Source organism: Mesorhizobium sp. USDA 3734 (genome assembly GCF_056279665.1).
The window spans coordinates 5,966,702-5,982,143 of sequence record NZ_JBWCCW010000001.1; the positions used below are offsets into that span (position 1 = coordinate 5,966,702).

14 protein-coding genes are annotated in these 15,442 nt (G+C 63.3%); 7 read left to right on the top strand and 7 right to left on the bottom strand.

Going from position 1 to position 15,442, the window contains the following annotated elements; genetic code table 11:
* The first annotated feature begins 83 nt into the window (after positions 1–83).
* Positions 84–1,577 (top strand): MocR-like pyridoxine biosynthesis transcription factor PdxR, encoded by a 1,494-nt coding sequence (pdxR, locus tag ACZ89F_RS28585; protein ID WP_476095341.1) that lies wholly within the window; start codon positions 84–86, stop codon positions 1,575–1,577.
* Between the two features lie 192 nt (positions 1,578–1,769).
* A complete protein-coding gene (locus tag ACZ89F_RS28590) occupies positions 1,770–3,356 on the top strand; it encodes a trimethylamine methyltransferase family protein (RefSeq protein ID WP_476095343.1) in 1,587 nt (528 codons plus the stop codon).
* A gap of 19 nt (positions 3,357–3,375) precedes the next feature.
* Here the strand turns inward: ACZ89F_RS28590 and ACZ89F_RS28595 are convergent, their stop codons facing one another.
* The 4 genes from ACZ89F_RS28595 to ACZ89F_RS28610 all read right to left on the bottom strand — a co-directional run bounded on the left by ACZ89F_RS28595 (position 3,376) and on the right by ACZ89F_RS28610 (position 8,141).
* On the bottom strand, positions 3,376–3,774 hold the full coding sequence (locus ACZ89F_RS28595; RefSeq protein WP_476095345.1) for a hypothetical protein: 399 nt from the start codon (positions 3,772–3,774) through the stop codon (positions 3,376–3,378).
* A 168-nt stretch (positions 3,775–3,942) separates the two neighbouring features.
* Positions 3,943–5,334 carry a chromate efflux transporter gene (gene chrA / locus ACZ89F_RS28600; protein ID WP_476095347.1) on the bottom strand — a complete coding sequence of 464 codons (1,392 nt, stop codon included), beginning with the start codon at positions 5,332–5,334 and terminating at the stop codon, positions 3,943–3,945.
* Positions 5,331–6,149 carry a chromate resistance protein ChrB domain-containing protein gene (locus tag ACZ89F_RS28605; RefSeq protein ID WP_476095349.1) on the bottom strand — a complete coding sequence of 273 codons (819 nt, stop codon included), beginning with the start codon at positions 6,147–6,149 and terminating at the stop codon, positions 5,331–5,333. Before ACZ89F_RS28605 ends, chrA begins: the two co-directional genes overlap by 4 nt.
* A 186-nt stretch (positions 6,150–6,335) precedes the next feature.
* A complete protein-coding gene (locus ACZ89F_RS28610; RefSeq protein ID WP_476095350.1) occupies positions 6,336–8,141 on the bottom strand; it encodes an IlvD/Edd family dehydratase in 1,806 nt (601 codons plus the stop codon).
* Between the two features lie 146 nt (positions 8,142–8,287).
* Between ACZ89F_RS28610 and ACZ89F_RS28615 the strand changes: the two genes are divergently transcribed.
* Entirely contained in the window at positions 8,288–8,737 is a 450-nt protein-coding gene (locus tag ACZ89F_RS28615) for an SRPBCC family protein (RefSeq protein WP_476095352.1), read from the top strand.
* 15 nt (positions 8,738–8,752) lie between these two features.
* Here ACZ89F_RS28615 and ACZ89F_RS28620 read toward each other — a convergent pair whose 3' ends face one another.
* Complete coding sequence (locus ACZ89F_RS28620; protein ID WP_476095354.1) at positions 8,753–9,934, bottom strand: Mrp/NBP35 family ATP-binding protein; 1,182 nt, start codon at positions 9,932–9,934, stop codon at positions 8,753–8,755.
* 251 nt (positions 9,935–10,185) lie between these two features.
* On the opposite strand from ACZ89F_RS28620, the gene ACZ89F_RS28625 reads away from it, so the two are divergent.
* Positions 10,186–10,563, top strand: coding sequence for a VOC family protein (locus tag ACZ89F_RS28625; RefSeq protein ID WP_476095356.1), 378 nt, complete (start codon positions 10,186–10,188; stop codon positions 10,561–10,563).
* An 11-nt stretch (positions 10,564–10,574) separates the two neighbouring features.
* Here the strand turns inward: ACZ89F_RS28625 and ACZ89F_RS28630 are convergent, their stop codons facing one another.
* Both ACZ89F_RS28630 and ACZ89F_RS28635 read right to left on the bottom strand, forming a co-directional pair.
* Positions 10,575–11,579 carry an inorganic phosphate transporter gene (locus tag ACZ89F_RS28630; RefSeq protein ID WP_476095357.1) on the bottom strand — a complete coding sequence of 335 codons (1,005 nt, stop codon included), beginning with the start codon at positions 11,577–11,579 and terminating at the stop codon, positions 10,575–10,577.
* 3 nt (positions 11,580–11,582) lie between these two features.
* Positions 11,583–12,224, bottom strand: a complete 642-nt coding sequence (locus ACZ89F_RS28635; RefSeq protein ID WP_476095359.1) for a DUF47 family protein — start codon at positions 12,222–12,224, stop codon at positions 11,583–11,585.
* A gap of 151 nt (positions 12,225–12,375) precedes the next feature.
* On the opposite strand from ACZ89F_RS28635, the gene ACZ89F_RS28640 reads away from it, so the two are divergent.
* The 3 genes from ACZ89F_RS28640 (at position 12,376) to ACZ89F_RS28650 (ending at position 15,442) form a co-directional block, all read left to right on the top strand.
* Positions 12,376–13,275, top strand: coding sequence for a LysR family transcriptional regulator (locus ACZ89F_RS28640; RefSeq protein ID WP_476095361.1), 900 nt, complete (start codon positions 12,376–12,378; stop codon positions 13,273–13,275).
* A 134-nt stretch (positions 13,276–13,409) separates the two neighbouring features.
* Positions 13,410–13,889 carry a formate dehydrogenase subunit gamma gene (locus ACZ89F_RS28645; RefSeq protein ID WP_476095363.1) on the top strand — a complete coding sequence of 160 codons (480 nt, stop codon included), beginning with the start codon at positions 13,410–13,412 and terminating at the stop codon, positions 13,887–13,889.
* Entirely contained in the window at positions 13,886–15,442 is a 1,557-nt protein-coding gene (locus ACZ89F_RS28650) for a formate dehydrogenase beta subunit (RefSeq protein WP_476095365.1), read from the top strand. The genes ACZ89F_RS28645 and ACZ89F_RS28650 overlap by 4 nt, the downstream gene beginning before the upstream one ends.

Below are 15,442 nucleotides of genomic sequence, written 5' to 3' on the forward strand. Positions count from 1 at the left end.
TGATTGGCGCAACCCCTTGTGCCACGGTTACGTTCGGCTGGTCCAGCCAAGCGAAAAAAGCTGGCCATCGAGGAACATCTTCCATGCCACAGCGAAACGACACGGCGATCTGGTCCGGCCTGTTCCGGATTTCGGCGGAATCTGGCCAGACCCTGCAGGCGCAGATTCGCCAAGCCATCGTGGCCGCCATTCTCGACCGCCAGATCGCCGCTTCGATGCCGCTTCCTTCGTGCCGGATCCTGGCCGAAAAACTCGGCGTGGCGCGCGGAACCGTGGTGCTGGCATTCCAGCAGCTCGTCGACCAGGGTTTCCTGGTGGCACGCGAGCGGCGTGGCCATTTCGTCAATCCCGATGTGCTGGCGACGCCGGCCAAGCCGCACCAGAAGGCGCCCGACCAGGCCAACGAGATCGACTGGAAGGCACGCCGCAAGATCGCCGCCAGCGACATGCCGCCGCCGGCCAAGCACGAGAACTGGATCAAGTCGTCCTACCCCTTCGTCTACGGCCAGTTCGATCCGGCGCTGTTCCCGACCGCCGAGTGGCGCGAGTGCAACCGCATGGCGCTTGCCGTGCTCGAGATCCGCAACTGGGCGTCCGACATGGTCGACCGCGACGATCCGCTGCTGATCGAGCAGATCCAGGCGCGGCTCTTGCCCCGGCGCGGCATCTTCGCCAATCCCGACGAGATCATCGTCACACTCGGCGCCCAGAATGCGCTCTATATGCTGGCGACGCTGCTGATGGCCAAGGGCTCGAAAGTAGCTATGGAGGACCCCGGCTACCCTGACGCACGCTCGATCTTCCGCCTTGCGGGGGCCGAGATACAGCCGGTGCCGGTCGACCAGTCCGGCATCGTAACCTCTTCTATTGCCAATGATTCCGGTTTCGTCTTCGTCACGCCCAGCCACCATTGCCCGACCATGGTGCCGCTGTCGGCGGAACGGCGGCAGGATCTTCTGGCGCGGGCCAACCGCTACAACCAGATCATCATCGAGGACGGCTATGACAGCCAGCTTCTCGACGAAGCGCCGCAGCAGGCGTTGAAGAGCCTCGATCGTTCCGGCCGCGTCGTCTATGTCGGCTCGATGTCGAAGACGCTGGCTCCGGGCCTGCGGCTTGGCTACATCGTCGCTTCGGCTGGCCTGATCTCCGAACTCAGGGCGCTGCGCCGCTTCATGCTGCGTCATCCGCCGGCCAACAACCAGCGCGCCGTAGCACTCTTCCTGTCGCTTGGCCACCACGAGGCACTGGTGCGGCGGTTGTCGTCAGCCTTCGACGAGCGGCGCAAGCGGCTGGTCCATGCGATTTCCGCTTTCCTGCCGGAATGGCGTTCGACCGATTCGGCCGGCGGCACGTCGCTGTGGCTCGAGGGACCGCGCGGCACCGATGCGCGCGGGCTGGCCGAGGCCGCAGCCTCGCGCAGTGTCATCATCGAACCGGGCGACCGTTTCTTCGATCGCACTGAAAAACCTTCGCGTTTCATGCGGCTGGGCATCTCGTCGATCGCGCTGCAGCACATCGAGCCAGGCATCCGCGAACTGGCCACCGCCGCCGGACGCAGGCCCGCGGCCGCCTGATCCGTCGCCTTCCCCCTTGGACGGAGCCGCGCAGGCGTGGCTCCGTCCTTTAGCCCTCTGGCATATGCAACCGGACCGGCTGGCTCATAGGCTGTGCCAATGCCGGCGGCATAGTCGGGGGCATAAGGGGAAGAAGCAGCCGATGGTGGACCAACCGCCGCGCCCTGCTTCTCAGAAAGGTGGAGTGTCTCCATGTCAGTTCTTGAAAAGCAGGAAGCGGCGGCGGATCAGCGTTCGCGCCGCTCCGGCGGGCGCGAAGCGCGCCGCGCCATGCGGGCAGCGCCGTTGGCCGACGACATCAAGCCGGTGCGTGCCGGCCTCGAAGGCGGCAGCTACGGACCGCTGACCCGGAACGACCAGGAACGCATCCACGAAGCGGTGCTGACGCTCCTGGAAACGGTTGGTTTCGCCAATGCCATTCCCTCCTGCATAGAAGCCCTGACCGAGGCCGGCGCCAGCTATGGCGACGATGGCCGCATCCGCTTCCCCCGCGCGCTCGTGCTCGACACGATCAAGAAAGCGGCACGGCATTTCACCCTGCACGGCCAGGACCCCAAGCACGACATGCTGATCAAGGGCAAGCGCGTGCATTACGGCACGGCGGGCGCCGCCGTGCATCTGGTCGATGTCGAAAAGCGCGAATACCGCGAATCGCTGCTGCAGGACATCTATGACGCCGCCCGCCTCGTGGATGGGCTCGACAACATCCATTTCTTCCAGCGACCGATGGTGCCGCGCGATATTCCCGATCCGCTCGAAATGGACTTCAACACGCTCTATGCGTGCGTGATGGGCACGTCCAAACATGTCGGCACCTCATTCACGGTACGCGAGAACGTGCAGCCGGCGCTCGAAATGCTCTATGCCATTGCCGGCGGCGAGGAGAATTTCCGCGCCCGGCCGTTCGTGTCGAATTCCAACTGCTTCGTCGTGCCGCCGATGAAGTTCGCCGAGGACGCCTGCGGCGTGCTCGAGGCCTGCGTCGAGGGCGGCATCCCGATTCTTCTGCTTTCGGCCGGCCAGGCGGGTGCGACGGCACCAGCGGCGATTGCCGGTGCCGTGGTGCAAGCAGTGGCCGAAGTGCTGGCCGGTCTGGTCTATGTCAACGCCATCAAGCCGGGCCATCCGGCGATCTTCGGCACCTGGCCGTTCGTTTCGGATCTGCGCACCGGCGCCATGTCCGGCGGTTCGGCCGAGCAGGCAGTGCTGACCGCGGCCTGCGCGCAGATGGCGCAATTCTACGACCTGCCGGGCGGTTCGGCCGCGGGCATGACGGATTCGAAACTGCCCGACATCCAGTCCGGCTATGAAAAGGGCATCACCGATGTGATGGCCGGCCTTGCCGGGCTCAACCTGGTCTACGAATCGGCCGGCATGCATGCCTCGCTGCTCGGCTTCTGCCTGGAAAGCCTGATCATCGACAATGACATGATCGGCCACTGCCTGCGCTGCGTGCGCGGCATCGAGGTGACGGACGAGGCGCTGTCGATCGACACCATCGCCGATGTCTGCCTGAAGGGACCTGGCCACTATCTCGGCAATGAGCAGACGCTGCGGCTGATGCAGACCGAGTATTTCTATCCCGCCGTCGGCGATCGCTTTTCGCCCAAGGAATGGAACGAAAAGGGCCGGCCCGACATCTTGCAGCGGGCCATCATCGAGAAGAAACGCGTGCTTGCCGAGCGCTTTCCGCGCCATGTGCCGAAGCTGATCGACGACAGATTGCGCGCCCGCTTTGGCGATATGATCAAGCTGCCGCGCGGCAGCATGGGTGGATAAGGAACGCTCGCCGGAGCAGCTATTCGGCGCCCAGCCCGTAGCGCTCGACGACCTCGGCACTGATCAGCTTGGCGTGCAGTGTCATCAGCACGATTTGCGCATCGAGGCTGTCTCCGGCGTCCACCGCCGCCTCGATCCGGCGTTCCGCCTCGAGCCTCGCTTCCGTTCCGTTGGCCTGCTCGAACGTTTCCGGTCCGGCAATGCAATAGCTGCACAGCCGCGCCACTTCAGGATAGGCTTGCGGCGGCGGCTCATCGGGCCAGTGATCCTTCATCAGATTGACGATGGTGAGTTTCACGCCCTCCGGCACCAGGGCGGGATGAAGGTCCGCACCACGCAATGCGGCGTCGAGCTGCCTGAGATCGCCCGAGCGGCCGAATAGTCCGAGGAAGCCGAGGGAAGAGCGTCGTCCCGCCATGATGTTCCGATCCGTTTCCAACCACTTAGGTGGTTCGCAAGCGGAATACAAAGGAAGGCGGACATCTAAAGCGCGTCGCGTTTGAGCGGATTCAGGCGACGCGCTTTAGGGCTTTGTTTTTATGCATGTCGTTCTCCCAAAACCGAGGTCACTTTTGGGCGACATGCACTAGCCACCCGCCGCCAACAGCAAGACCCCGGCAAGGGCGGATGCGGCAAGCGTCGGCAGCATGCCGATTTTCAGCCTCAGGATGGCGATCATGGCGGCGCCGGAAAGCAGCGCCGCGCGCCAGTCGATCGACGAAAGGACCGGCACATTCATGCCGAGACCCGTCGCATGCACCTCACGGAAAATGACATGCAAGGCAAACCACAAAGCGAGATTCATGATAACGCCGACAATTGCGGCGGTGATCGCACCCAGTGCGGCCGACAAGGCCTTGTTGCCGCGCAGGGCCTCGATGTAGGGCGCGCCGAGGAATATCCAGAAGAAGCAGGGCGTGAAGGTCACCCACAGAGTGAGCAACGCCCCCAGCGATCCGGCTAGCAACGGATCCAGCGATCCGGCGTGGCGGAATGCGGCGATGAAGCCGACAAACTGCAGCACCAGGATGAGCGGACCTGGTGTCGTTTCGGCAAGCCCAAGACCATCGACCATTTCGCCAGGCGCCAGCCAGCCGAAGGACTGGACGGCCGCCTGTGCGACATAGGCGAGGACCGCATAGGCGCCACCGAAAGTGACGACCGCCATGAGACTGAAGAACCGGCCTATCTCGGTCCAGACGCTTGCGGAGCCGGTGAACCACCAGATCGCAAGAACAGGCCCGAGCCAGAGTGGCAGCCAGATCGCCACGGTGCGCGGTGCATGCCATTTCGTCGGTTTGACATGAGCGAGCTCGCCACGTTCGAACATGAGGTCGACCGCTCCCTTGAAGTCTGCAACATCGTCCTTGCCATGTGCCGAGCCGGAGAACAGGCCGGGAGCAACGCGGTTCCCCAGCCATCCGGTCAGGCCGGCGAGCAGGACGATGAGCGGGAACGGCACATTCAACGCATAGATGGCGATGAAAGCCGCGACCGCGATCGATACCATGACTGGGTTTTTCAGGGCGCGCCGTCCGATCCGGATCACCGCCTCGATGACAATGGCAAGCACCGCCGCCTTCACCCCGAAAAACAGCGCCGAGACGAGGGGCATGTCGCCATAGAGGACGTAGAGACTGCTCAAGGCGAGCATGACGAGCGCGCCCGGTATGACGAACAGGATGCCCGCGACAAGGCCGCCGATCGTCCTGTGCAGCAGCCAGCCGATGTAGATGGCGAGTTGCTGGGCTTCCGGACCAGGCAGCAGCATGCAGTAGTTCAGCGCGTGCAGGAAACGCTGCTCGCCGATCCAGCGCCGCTCCTCGACCAGTTCCTTGTGCATCAAGGCGATCTGCCCGGCCGGCCCGCCGAAGCTGAGCAGTCCGATTTTCGCCCAGACCTTCGTGGCCTCGGCGAAGGTCGGTGCAGCCGGCGCCTCGACGGTCGCCGCCTTGTTGTCCGGGACAAGAATGGTCATGACGGCTTACCTGCACCGGGCCAGTTGTGCGTTTCTTCGGTGGCGTCGCGGCACCAGCGGAAGAACGCATCGTAGAGCAGCATGCCTGCTTCCAGTTGTTCCAGATCGTCGCGGAACATACGCGAGAGACCAAGCGAGGCAGCCAGAAAGCCGGCCGCCTGCGGCACGAGATCGAGGCTTGCGGTGTCGGCCGCGCGCACGATTGCGGCAAGGCGATCGAGCGCCTCGGATTCCAGCCCGAACTCCTCGATCATCGTGTCGAAGGTGCAGCGTTCGCCACGATGGCTCCAGAACACATTGTCGATGTCGAACGGCACGGCCTGAAAGCGGTCGGCAACAGCCAATACTTCAGCGGGTTCGACAAACAGGAACACCGCGTCGGGGTCGAGGAAACGCCGGATCAGCCAGGGGCAAGCGATGCGGTCGACTTTCGGGCGCGATCGCGTCACCCAGACGGTGGCGCCCTTTTCATTGCGTGGCGGCATCTTGGCGGTGTGGATCAAAAGCCCCCCGGCATCGCGCCAGGCCTCAAACCCGCCTTCAAGGGATTCGGCGGCAATCCCCTCATGGCGCAGCCATGCGGCGACGCCTTGCGAGAGCTTTTGCCCCCTCTGGCAGACGATGGCCACCGGCTTGCCGGCGAATGCGGCGGCCCAGGTCGAAACGGTTTTGAAATCGCGCCGGCAGGAGGCCGGCAACAAGCGTGGATCGGCGTCGAAATCGTCATCGATGCGGACATCGATGATGACAGGCGCACCCGGCAGGCCGATCAGACGGGACAGCTGCGATACAGTGATAGCGGTTGTTGACGGCATGGCGTCCACCTCCTGGAAGAGAAGCTTGGACGCGAACGTTGGGCTGACGCCTCACGGGGTCGTCGCGATGCACCCCTTGTCATGATGGTGGATACATCGCGCGGGCTTGTCAAGGATGGTGACGGGCTCGACTTATTGGTCGGGACTGGCGACCTGATTGATCAAGCCGCCAGTTGTCGATGCGTGTCAGTGATTGTCCCTGGGGACACCGCTGGTGTGCGCGACATCCTGGTATTTCACCGCCGGCTTCAGCACCATTCCCTCCGAGAACTGCGCGACCATGCCGCGCTGGATCTCCTGCCAGGGCGTCTGGTGCTTGGGATAGTGATAGCCGCCATTGTTCTGCAGTTCGGCACGACGCCGGGTGATCTCGTCGTCGGTGACGAGGATATCGGCCGTGCCCTTGCGCAGGTCGATGCGGACACGGTCGCCGGTCTTGAGCAGCGCCAGGCCGCCGCCGATGGCGGCTTCCGGCGAGGCGTTGAGGATCGACGGCGAACCCGACGTGCCCGACTGGCGGCCGTCACCGATGCAGGCAAGCGCGTGGATGCCCTTCTTGATGAGGTAGGCCGGCGGCTGCATGTTGACGACCTCGGCACCGCCGGGATAGCCGACCGGACCAGCGCCGCGCATGAACAGGATGGTGTGTTCGTCGATGCCTTGCGCCGGATCGTCGATGCGGGCGTGGTAATCCTCCGGCCCGTCGAAAACCATGGCGTTGCCTTCAAAAGCCTCGGGATCCTTGGGGTTGGACAGATAGCGCTCGCGGAATTCGGGCGAGATGCCGCTGGTCTTCATGATCGCCGAATCGAACAGATTGCCTTTGAGGTTGATGAAACCGGCATTGGCCTTCAGCGGCTCGGCAACAGAGCGGATGACGTCGGGGTTTTCGTTGGCGACGCCCTCGCAGTTGTCGCCGATCGACTTGCCGTTGACGGTGCGTGCGCCGGGATGCGGCAACAGCCCGCCCTTCATCAGTTCGGCCACGACCGCCGGCACGCCGCCGGCATGATGGTAGTCCTCGCCGAGATATTCGCCCGTCGGCTGCAAATTGACCAGCAGCGGCACATTGAGGCCGACCGTCTGCCAGTCGTCATTGTCGAGCCTGACTCCAAGGTGGCGGGCGATGGCGTTGAGATGGATCGGCGCGTTGGTCGAGCCGCCAATGGCCGAATTGACGACGATGGCGTTCTCGAAAGCCTCTCTCGTCATGATGTCGGACGGCTTCAGATCCTCATGCACCATCTCGACAATGCGTTTTCCGGTCTCATAGGAAATCTGGCCGCGCTCGCGGTAGGGCGCGGGAATGGCTGCCGAGCCCGGCAATTGCATGCCGAGCGCCTCGGCCAGCGAGTTCATGGTGGTGGCGGTGCCCATGGTGTTGCAATAGCCGGTGGACGGAGCCGACGAGGCGACGATGTCCATGAACTCGTCATAGCCGATCTCGCCGGCCGACAGGCGCTGGCGCGATTCCCAGACGATGGTGCCGGAGCCGGTGCGCTTGCCCTTGTGCCAGCCATTGAGCATCGGGCCGACCGACAGGGCGATGGCCGGGATGTTGACCGTGGCCGCAGCCATCAGCAGGGCCGGCGTAGTCTTGTCGCAACCGATGGTGAGCACCACGCCGTCGAGCGGATAGCCGTAGAGCACCTCGACCAGGCTGAGATAGGCAAGGTTGCGGTCGAGTGCTGCGGTCGGGCGCTTGCCGGTCTCCTGGATCGGATGGCAGGGGAACTCGAACGGAATGCCGCCCATAGAGACGATGCCTTCGCGCACGCGTTTGGCCAGTTCGATATGGTGGCGGTTGCAAGGCGACAGATCGGAGCCGGTCTGGGCGATGCCGATCAGCGGCTTGCCGGACATCAGTTCGGCGCGCGTCAGGCCGTAATTCAGGTAGCGCTCGAGATAGAGCGCGGTCATGCCCGGATTGTCGGGATTGTCGAACCACTCCTGCGAGCGAAACATTTTCTTCCTGGTGGGGGCGCCTGCCATCGTGGTCTCCGTATTTGTAAGACAAATCGATATGGCAACGCGCGTAAGCAGGCAAGAGGGCGTGCGGTCGCAACCGGACTTTGGTGTGATAGACACGCACCCAGCTGTGCGTTAGGGCTTCAGGCAGTCTTGTCCGGGAGGTTTTCATGGCTTTGGTGATCGAAGGCGAGGAACGCATTGCCGCGCCCCTGCAGAAAGTGTGGGAAGCGCTGAACGATCCCGAAGTCTTGAAGGCGACCATTCCCGGTTGCCAGAGCCTGGAGATGAAGTCGCCGACCGAAATGGCGGCGACCGTGGTGGTGAAGATCGGGCCGATCAAGGCGACGTTCAACGGCGAAGTGACGCTGAAGAACCTGAAGCCGCCGCACTCCTACACCATCCAGGGCGAAGGCAAGGGCGGCATTGCCGGTTTCGCCAAGGGCGGCGCCGACGTGACGCTGACGGCGGATGGACCGGATACCACGGTGTTGAAATACGCGGCCAAGGCCGATGTCGGCGGCAAGATCGCCCAGCTCGGCAGCCGGCTGATCGAATCGACGTCGAAGAAACTGGCCGGACAGTTTTTTTCCAGCTTCAGCGAGAAGGTGGGCGGTTAAGCCTTCAGGCGGACATCACTCGAAGACGATACTCGGCACGGCGGCTGCCGCGGCACCGCGTTCTTCATTAACCCGGTCCCAGACCTTCGAAGCGATGGCGCGGTAGATTTTTGCTTCGGGGCCGTCGGGCTTCGAGACGACGACCGGCGTGCCGGCATCCGAGCTTTCGCGAATGCCCATTTCGAGCGGCACTTCGCCGAGGAAGGTGACGCCAAGACGCTCAGCCTCGCGGCGGGCGCCGCCATGACCGAAGATATCGTAGCGCTTACCGGTGTCGGGGGCGATGAAATAGCTCATGTTCTCGACGATGCCGAGCAGCGGCACGTCGACCTTCTTGAACATGTTGAGGCCTTTTCGCGCGTCGATCAGGGCCAGGTCCTGTGGCGTCGAGACGATGACGGCGCCGGCCAGCGGCACCTGCTGGGCCATGGTCAGCTGCGCGTCGCCGGTGCCGGGCGGCATGTCGACGACGAGCACGTCGAGCCGACCCCACTCGACCTCGCGCAGCATCTGCGTCAGCGCCGACATCACCATCGGGCCGCGCCAGATCATCGGCGTTTCCTCGTCGACGAGGAAGCCCATCGACATCACCTTCAGGCCGTAATTCTCCATCGGCTTCAGGATCTTGCCATCGACGGTCTGCGGCCGGCCGTGGATGTTGAGCAGCCTGGGCATGGACGGGCCGTAGATGTCGGCATCAAGCACGCCGACGCGCAAGCCGTTGGCGGCCAGGCCAAGCGCGATGTTGACGGCGGTGGTCGACTTGCCGACGCCACCCTTGCCGGAGGCGACCGCGATGATCGCCTCGATGCCGGGCACGCCACGCTTTCCCGAGCTTTGCGAAGCCGGAGCATGTGGAGCGGCGCGCGGCGCGGCGGCTGCGGGAGGAGCCGGTGGCGCCGGCCTGGGTGCGGGGCGCGTCGGAACCGGCGCTTCCATGCCGCCGCCCTTCTTTTCGGCCGTCAGCGCGACGACGGCGCCGGCGACACCGGGGATCGCCTTGACGACACGCTCGGCGGCGGCACGCAGCGGTTCCATTTCCTGGGCACGGGCGGCGGGAACGGTAATCGAGAAGAACACTTTCCCGTCGGCGATGAAAATCTCCGAAACCATGCCGAGATCGACGATGTTGCCGGTGAAATCCGGCCCGTTGACCGTCTTCAGACGCTCGGTGACGATTTCCTTGGTGACGGACATGGCAGTTTTTCCTTACGCAGCTTGCGCCTGAGATAATGCAGTTTCCGAACAGAACCAAGCCGTGGAGCAATGGCTGCCTTGGCGTGCCCCGAAAAACGACGGGGCCTGTCGGATTCCATCAGCATCAAACGTCTTCCAGATGATCGAGTGCCGGTGCGGCCACCAATCAGGCCAGCCGGCAGTCGTCAAACAGTCGAGGAGACCTATTTCAACGACCAGCACCGGACCGACAATCGGAGAAGGAGGCGATTATGCTCGCAAACAGCAACGCAACGGCCAACCTGGCGGTAAAGGACCTGGCAAAGGCCAAGGCTTTCTATGAGGGAACACTTGGCCTGAAACAGGTGCACGATGAGGGCGGCGAACTGATCGTGTACAAAAGCGGCGATACCACCCTCAACGTCTATCATTCCCAATTTGCCGGAACCAACAAAGCAACGGCGGTGACATGGATGGTTGGCGACGAGATCGGCAACATCGTCAAGGCGCTGAAGTCGAAGGGCGTCGCCTTCGAGCACTATGAGATGCCTGGCCTGACGCTGGAGGGCGACGTCCATGTCGGTTACGGCATGAAGGTCGCATGGTTCAAGGATCCTGACGGCAACATCCTGAACCTTGTGGACAGGTAGATCTCTTCACCTCACCTCGCCAGGCCAACCGCGAGGTAGGTGAGCGCCGAAATCAGAGCGGTGGCCGGCAAGGTGACGATCCAGGCAATGACGATGTTGCCGGCAATGCCCCAACGCACCGCCGAGACGCGGCGGGCGGCGCCGACGCCGATGATGGCGCCGGTGATGGTGTGCGTGGTCGACACGGGAACGCCGAGCCAGGTCGCGGCAAACAGGGTGATCGCCCCACCGGTCTCGGCACAAAAACCCTGCATCGGGTTCAGCCGGGTGATCTTCGAGCCCATGGTGTGGACGATGCGCCAGCCGCCGAACAGGGTGCCGAGCGCCAGCGCCGATTGGCAGGTGAGGACGACCCAGAGCGGCACATAGAAAGTCCCGCCGAGCATGCCTTGCGAATAAAGCAGCACGGCAATGATGCCCATGGTCTTCTGGGCGTCGTTGCCGCCGTGCCCGAGCGAATAGAGCGAGGCGGAAAAGAACTGCATGACGCGGAAGGTGCTGTCGACGGCGAACGGCGTCTGGCGCACGAAGAGCCAGGAAACGGCAAGGATCAGGACAAGTGCCAGGATAAACCCGGTCGCCGGCGATACGACGATTGCGGCGACCGTCTTGCCGAGTCCCGTCCAGACGATGGCACCGAACCCAGCCTTTGCAACGCCGGCGCCGACCAGCCCGCCGATCAGCGCATGCGAGCTGCTCGATGGGATGCCGGCGATCCAGGTGACGATGTTCCAGACGATGGCGCCGACGAGCGCCGAGAAAATCACCGCCGGGGTGACGATGCTGACGTCGACGATGCCTTTGCCCACGGTCTCGGCAACGTGGAGGCCAAAGAACATGAAGGCGATGAAATTGAAGAAAGCCGCCCACAGAACCGCATATTGCGGCCTCAGCACGCGGGTGGAGACGATGGTGGCGATGGAGTTGGCCGCGTCGTGCAGGCCGTTGAGAAAATCGAAGAACAGCGCGACGGCGACGAGACCGACCAGCACGGGAAAGGCAATGGTGGCTTCCATCACCTAAACATTCTCAATGACGATGCCGCTGATCTCGTTGGCGACGTCCTCGAAGCGGTCGACCACCTTTTCCAGCTGGCCGTAGATCTCGCTGCCGATCATGTAGGCCATCGGATCACTGCGGCCGTGCTTCCTGAAGAGATCCTTCAGCCCTTGCTCGTGCAGATCGTCGGCCCGGCTTTCGACGCGCATCACCTCTTCGGCGATGGCGTTGAGGCGCACCGTGTGCGTGCCGACCTTGGCGAGCAGCGGGATCGCCTCGGCGACCAGCTTGGCAGCGGCGACGATGACGCCGCCCATTTCCTGCATCAGCGGGTCGAATTCCTTCTTTTCGAACAGCTTCACCGTCTTGACCGTCTTGTGCATCATGTCGATGGCATCATCCATCGACTGGATCAGGTCCTTGATGTCGCCGCGATCGAAAGGCGTGATGAAGGAGCGCCGCACCGCCAGCAGGACTTCCGCGGTGATATGGTCGGCCTCGTCTTCGAGATCGATGATTTTCTGGCACCAGCGGTCGATGTCCCTGCCTTGGAGAAGCTGCTCCAGCGCCTCGGCGCCGCCGACCACGGTGCGGGAATGTCGTTCGAACAGCTCGAAGAAGCGATCTTCGCGCGGCAGAAGCTTGCGGAACCAGCCCAGCATGGTCGACCTCCCAGTTTCATCCACATAGCGCCGCATTCAGCCGCGGGGAACAGGTAGCCGGCTTAAAGATGTGGATGCAGGCCAATTGCGCATGACGCTTGCGGTGAAACGCAATTTCCCCGACCTTGCGCCGAACGACCGGAAAGATCGCATGATCGACAAGCTGGAATTCTTCATCGCATTGGCCAGGGAAGAGCATTTCGGCCGGGCAGCGGAGCTATGCGGCGTCACCCAACCGACGCTTTCGGCAGGGATCAAGCAGCTGGAGGGCCAGCTTGGCGTCATGCTGGTTCTGCGCGGCTCACGCTTCCAGGGGCTGACGCCGGAGGGAAAACAGGTGCTGATATGGGCGCGGCGCATCGTCGGCGACACCCGCTCCATGCGCGAAGAGATGCGGGCAGCGCGCCACGGACTTTCCGGCCGCATCCGCATCGCCGCCATTCCGACCGCATTGGCCATGGTGGCACGGCTGACGACACCGTTTCGGGCAAAACACCCGGGCGTCACCTTCTCGGTGCTGTCGCGCACGTCGATCGAGGTGCTGTCGCTGCTCGGCAATTTCGACATCGACGCCGGTATCACCTATCTCGACAACGAGCCGCTGGGACGGGTGACCAGCGTGCCGCTCTATGACGAGCGCTATCAACTGATCACCGCGATGGGAAATCCCTATTCCGACCTCGACAAAGTGACATGGGCGGAGCTCTCAAGCCTGCCGCTGTGCCTGTTGACGCCGGATATGCAGAACCGCCGCATCATCGACCAGCATCTGGCCGAAGCCGGCGTGCAGGTTCGGCCGACGCTGGAATCCAATTCCATGATCGTGCTGTTTTCGCACATCCGCACTGGCAAATGGTCCTCGATCATGCCGCTCAACCTTGCGGAAACATTCGGCTTTTCCGAACCCATCCGGGCCATTCCGATCGTCGAACCCGACGCCAGCCATACAGTCGGCCTGGTGGCGACACCGCGCGAACCGCACACGCCGCTGGTTTCGGCGCTGCTGGACGAGGCGATGGCGCTGGCGGACGATTTCCACGCCCACCGCTAGGCTAACAATGCTGATTGCCGGAGCTCGATAGAGAATTTCTATCGAGCAACGAAACAGCTTTATTGATTCAGAGGGTTTCCTCTGATTTTGTAAAGACTTAGCGGTAAAAAGCTATCGACCAGGGAGGGCGCTGCATGCCAATGCAGCCTGCAAGTACCGAGATCACGTCGCGCACGGTCGCGATCATCCAGGAGCTGAAAGGCCTAGAAGGCCCACTGCTGCCGATCCTTCACGGCATCCAGGAAGAGTTCGGCCATGTGCCGCACGACGCGCTGCCGGTCATCGCCGAGGCGTTGAACATTTCCAGGGCCGAGGTGCACGGCGTCGTCACCTTCTACCATGATTACCGCAGCCATCCGGCGGGCCGGCATGTGCTGAAGCTCTGCCAGGCGGAATCCTGCCAGTCGATGGGTTCGGACGCCGTCGCCGCCAAACTGAAGCAGTTGTTGGGCATCGGCTTCCATGAGACGACCCGCGACGGTTCGGTGACGCTGGAGCCGGTCTATTGTCTTGGCCTGTGCGCCTGTTCGCCCGCCGCAATGCTCGATGGCCAGGTGATCGGGCGGCTCGATGATGAAAAGCTCGACGAGATTGTTGCCGAGGTGCGCTCATGATCCCGCGTATCTACATTCCCGGCGATTCCGGTGCACTGGCGCTTGGCGCAGAAAAAGTCGCCAAGGCGATCGCAAGTGAACTCGCCGAGCGCGGCATCGAGGCCAAGATCGTGCGCAACGGTTCGCGCGGCGCCTATTTTCTCGAACCGATGGTCGAAGTTGCGACAGCGAATGGCCGCGTCGCCTATGGGCCAGTCAAGCCGTCCGACGTCAAAAGCCTGTTCGACAGCGGCTTCCTCACCGGCGGCCACCACAAGCGCTGGCTGGGCGCGCCGGACAAGATCCCCTTCCTGGCCAAGCAGACGCGGCTGACCTTCGCGCGCTGCGGCGTCACGGATCCGCTGTCGCTGGAATCCTACAAGAAACATGGCGGGTTAAACGGCCTGACGACTGCGCTGGGACTGACGCCTGCCGCCATTGTCGCCCAGGTGACCGAATCCGGACTGCGCGGGCGCGGCGGCGCGGGTTTCCCGACCGGCATCAAGTGGAAGACGGTGCTCGATACCGTTGGCGACCGCAAATACATCGTCTGCAATGCCGACGAAGGCGATTCAGGCACCTTCGCCGACCGCATGATCATGGAGGGCGACCCCTTCGTGCTGATCGAAGGCATGACGATCGCCGGTATAGCCACCGGCGCGACCAAGGGCTTCGTCTATGTCCGCTCGGAATATCCGCATGCGGTGGCGGTGATGAATAAAGCCGTCGAGGTCGCCCGCAAGGCCGGCGTCCTTGGCGCCAGCGTGCTGGGCTCACCCAACGCTTTCGACATGGAGATCCGGGTCGGCGCAGGCGCCTATGTCTGCGGCGAGGAGACGGCGCTGCTCGACTCCCTCGAAGGCAAGCGCGGCATGGTCCGGGCAAAGCCGCCGCTGCCGGCGCACAAGGGGTTGTTCGGCAAGCCGACGGTGATCAACAACGTCATCTCACTGGCCTCGGTGCCTGTCATCATGGACAAGGGTGCGGCCTTCTACAAGGATTTCGGCATGGGCCGCTCGCGCGGCACGATCCCGATCCAGATCGCCGGCAACGTCAAATACGCAGGGCTGTTCGAAGCCGCTTTCGGCATGACGCTGGGCGAGATCGTCGACGAGATCGGCGGCGGCACGGCGACCGGCCGGCCGGTGAAGGCGGTGCAGGTCGGCGGCCCGCTCGGTGCTTATTTCCCGCGCGCGCTGTTCGACACGCCATTCGATTATGAAGCCTTCGCAGCCAAGGACGGGCTGATCGGCCATGCCGGCATCGTGGTGTTCGACGACACCGCCGACATGCTGAAACAGGCGCGCTTCGCCATGGAGTTCTGCGCCATCGAAAGTTGCGGCAAGTGCACGCCCTGCCGCATCGGCTCGACGCGCGGTGTCGAGACCATCGACAGAATAGCCGCGGGCATCGAGCCGGAGAAGAACCTCGCTCTGGTCACCGATCTCTGCAACACGATGAAATTCGGCTCGCTCTGTGCGCTGGGCGGCTTCACGCCCTACCCTGTCATGAGTTCGATCACCCATTTCCCCGACGACTTCAAGCCTGCGCCCGTGCGCGTGGCTGCCGAATAG

What these genes read in the sequence shown, in the direction of transcription:
- pdxR (WP_476095341.1), top strand. Translation starts at nt 84, where the DNA reads ATGCCACAGCGAAACGACACGGCGATCTGGTCCGGCCTGTTCCGGATT.
- ACZ89F_RS28590 (WP_476095343.1), top strand. Translation starts at nt 1,770, where the DNA reads ATGTCAGTTCTTGAAAAGCAGGAAGCGGCGGCGGATCAGCGTTCGCGC.
- ACZ89F_RS28595 (WP_476095345.1), bottom strand. Translation starts at nt 3,774, where the DNA reads ATGGCGGGACGACGCTCTTCCCTCGGCTTCCTCGGACTATTCGGCCGC.
- chrA (WP_476095347.1), bottom strand. Translation starts at nt 5,334, where the DNA reads ATGACCATTCTTGTCCCGGACAACAAGGCGGCGACCGTCGAGGCGCCG.
- ACZ89F_RS28605 (WP_476095349.1), bottom strand. Translation starts at nt 6,149, where the DNA reads ATGCCGTCAACAACCGCTATCACTGTATCGCAGCTGTCCCGTCTGATC.
- ACZ89F_RS28610 (WP_476095350.1), bottom strand. Translation starts at nt 8,141, where the DNA reads ATGGCAGGCGCCCCCACCAGGAAGAAAATGTTTCGCTCGCAGGAGTGG.
- ACZ89F_RS28615 (WP_476095352.1), top strand. Translation starts at nt 8,288, where the DNA reads ATGGCTTTGGTGATCGAAGGCGAGGAACGCATTGCCGCGCCCCTGCAG.
- ACZ89F_RS28620 (WP_476095354.1), bottom strand. Translation starts at nt 9,934, where the DNA reads ATGTCCGTCACCAAGGAAATCGTCACCGAGCGTCTGAAGACGGTCAAC.
- ACZ89F_RS28625 (WP_476095356.1), top strand. Translation starts at nt 10,186, where the DNA reads ATGCTCGCAAACAGCAACGCAACGGCCAACCTGGCGGTAAAGGACCTG.
- ACZ89F_RS28630 (WP_476095357.1), bottom strand. Translation starts at nt 11,579, where the DNA reads ATGGAAGCCACCATTGCCTTTCCCGTGCTGGTCGGTCTCGTCGCCGTC.
- ACZ89F_RS28635 (WP_476095359.1), bottom strand. Translation starts at nt 12,224, where the DNA reads ATGCTGGGCTGGTTCCGCAAGCTTCTGCCGCGCGAAGATCGCTTCTTC.
- ACZ89F_RS28640 (WP_476095361.1), top strand. Translation starts at nt 12,376, where the DNA reads ATGATCGACAAGCTGGAATTCTTCATCGCATTGGCCAGGGAAGAGCAT.
- ACZ89F_RS28645 (WP_476095363.1), top strand. Translation starts at nt 13,410, where the DNA reads ATGCCAATGCAGCCTGCAAGTACCGAGATCACGTCGCGCACGGTCGCG.
- ACZ89F_RS28650 (WP_476095365.1), top strand. Translation starts at nt 13,886, where the DNA reads ATGATCCCGCGTATCTACATTCCCGGCGATTCCGGTGCACTGGCGCTT.